This window comes from Terriglobus sp. YAF25 (assembly GCF_052113305.1).
In the GTDB taxonomy this organism is placed as follows: domain Bacteria; phylum Acidobacteriota; class Terriglobia; order Terriglobales; family Acidobacteriaceae; genus Terriglobus.
In genome coordinates, this window is the sequence record NZ_JBFRCY010000790.1 from 1 (window position 1) to 2028 (window position 2028).

Sequence of the window (2028 nt, forward strand, 5' to 3'; positions counted from 1 at the left end):
GCTGGCCTCCGCCCTGGTAAGGCTGCTGTTGCTGTGGGTAAGAATAGTTACCCTGCGCCTGCTGTGGCGGAGCACTGGGGTACGGATACGGTCCGTAGACACGGCGCTGGTACGGTGCCCGGGAAGGGGGATATCCCGGCTGTGCCTGCGGATATTGGGGCTGCTGTTGCGCCTGCTGATCCGGCTGAGCTTGCTGATCTGGCTGGGCCGGGGGGGCGGCTTGAGGGGCATACTGAGGGTCCATGGACTGAGCCGTTGGGTTCTGGGCCTGCTGGTCAGCAGTAACGGGGGGATACTGCTGCGGCTGGGCTTGACCTGGCTCGTTCCGCGCTTCGGCAATGGCCGCCGCGCCGGCATCTTCTGCGCTCGGAGCTGCGGCAGGGTTGGCCGGAGCCGCTCCGAGGGCGAGTTCATCCACAACCTTGGTGACGCCGTTGGTCTGTGCCGCGGCCTGTTCGGCGGCGTGACGGGCATTGTCGTCGGTCACCGTGCCCGTGAGCGTAACCGTCCCGAAGGCAACCGATGCCTGGATGTCCTGATTCTGCAGCGAGGCGTCGGCGGCAAGCCGTTTGAGCACGTCTGCCTGGATCTGCGCGTCAGGGACAGTGCTCTTCTTCGCCTGGGCAGATGCGCTCGCAACCAGAGCAGCGGCGAGGACTGCGTGAGTAAAAGTCTTCCAATACATATGCTTCCCTATCCCCCGTCAGTGCCCAAGAATCACCGACACTGACCCTGCTTGTTCAGACGCAAATTCCGGGGGAAAGTTCTGGTACCTGGCGAGTGCATGGGCCGAAATCCTATCGTTTCGGCCATTGCCTACTGTTTCTGGGAGGCATCTTTGTAGTCGGCTGTCAGTTTGTAGGTCCCGTCCTCACCACGACGCAGGAAATACTCCTGACGCCACGAATGAGAGGCCAGTGAGGCTTCGCCGACAAACATAATTTCAGCGGACTCCGCGCCCTTGCGTGGCAGGCGTATCGATACGACTCTCCGGCACTGGACCGGAAGTGCTTCATCCAGGCTGCCATCGAGAAAATACGCAGGCCCCTGTGCAGGTACAACGTAGATACCGCAGGTATGCCGCGATACCCCGGCGTTCGGGTTGGGCACATCAAAGTCGACCGCAGCGATGGTCAGTTCTTCTGTGTCGTGCGGCCCAACAAGTTTGAATATCTGTTTGGGGTCGATGTTCCTGTGGTTGGCGCCCGCCGGCATAAGGGCCGGATCAAGCCTCTTCTCAAGGGCCGCACGTTCCGCCTCCGATGGGGGCACCAGATGGCGTCGTGACTCCGCGTGACCCACCGCACCGCATAGAAAAGCCAGAGCCAGAACCGTGATTACCTTATCCGCCCGCATGCCCACAAACCTTATTCAAAAGCTTCTCATTCGAAACTGGAGTCAAAACTCCCGTTCGATGGACATAGATGCTTCCTATCTCAAAGAAGATGTTGGAGACATAGCAGGTTAATGCCGTTCTGCGATAACTCCAAAAACAGGGGACGAGTTGACCTGATGGCCCTCAGATGGCATCATATGAATGCGGGGTGGAGCAGCCCGGTAGCTCGTTGGGCTCATAACCCAAAGGTCGCAGGTTCAAATCCTGCCCCCGCAACCAATCGACAATCACGCGAACGTTGAAGCAGTAACATCATTTACGTTTGCAAGAGCCTCCGGTCCACGCACCGGAGGCTCTTGTCATTTCTGCTTACAATTTCGGAAAGCTATCCGTTAGCTTACTCACCGCTCCAGACGCGGGAAAGGCGTAAACGACATCATTGATGTCATTTACGCCACATCAAGAAACTCTCCGAAAGCTCTACTTCACCAGTACTACTTGCCCCGCATGAAACGCTACGTGGTTGGTGCGGCTGAGAAAAACGGCAAGCCGGTTCCGTGTTGGTTCTTTGGCGAAGTCTTCGTCGGTGACTGCGCTGTGCTTCTTCAACCAGTCGTCAGCCGAAAACTTCTCGACCGCGGAGATCAACGCAGTGTTCACCTGTCCCCACGCCTTTTTCAGGTCCGCCGCAG

Annotated in this window: 2 protein-coding genes, 1 tRNA gene and 1 pseudogene; 1 reads left to right on the forward strand and 3 read right to left on the reverse strand. The window is 58.3% G+C overall.

Annotated features, from left to right (window positions below; translation table 11 throughout):
- Positions 1 to 685: BON domain-containing protein (locus AB4043_RS23720; RefSeq protein ID WP_442308283.1), on the reverse strand; the 685-nt coding region annotated here is incomplete at its 3' end.
- Between the two features lie 131 nt (positions 686 to 816).
- A complete protein-coding gene (locus tag AB4043_RS23725) occupies positions 817 to 1356 on the reverse strand; it encodes a hypothetical protein (RefSeq protein ID WP_442299953.1) in 540 nt (179 codons plus the stop codon).
- A 182-nt stretch (positions 1357 to 1538) separates the two neighbouring features.
- Between AB4043_RS23725 and AB4043_RS23730 the strand changes: the two genes are divergently transcribed.
- Positions 1539 to 1615 (forward strand) — tRNA-Met (locus tag AB4043_RS23730).
- 201 nt (positions 1616 to 1816) lie between these two features.
- Here AB4043_RS23730 and AB4043_RS23735 read toward each other — a convergent pair.
- Positions 1817 to 2028, reverse strand: a pseudogene (locus AB4043_RS23735) (DinB family protein); the annotation flags it as partial.

What these genes read in the sequence shown, in the direction of transcription:
- AB4043_RS23725 (WP_442299953.1), bottom strand. Translation starts at nt 1,356, where the DNA reads ATGCGGGCGGATAAGGTAATCACGGTTCTGGCTCTGGCTTTTCTATGC.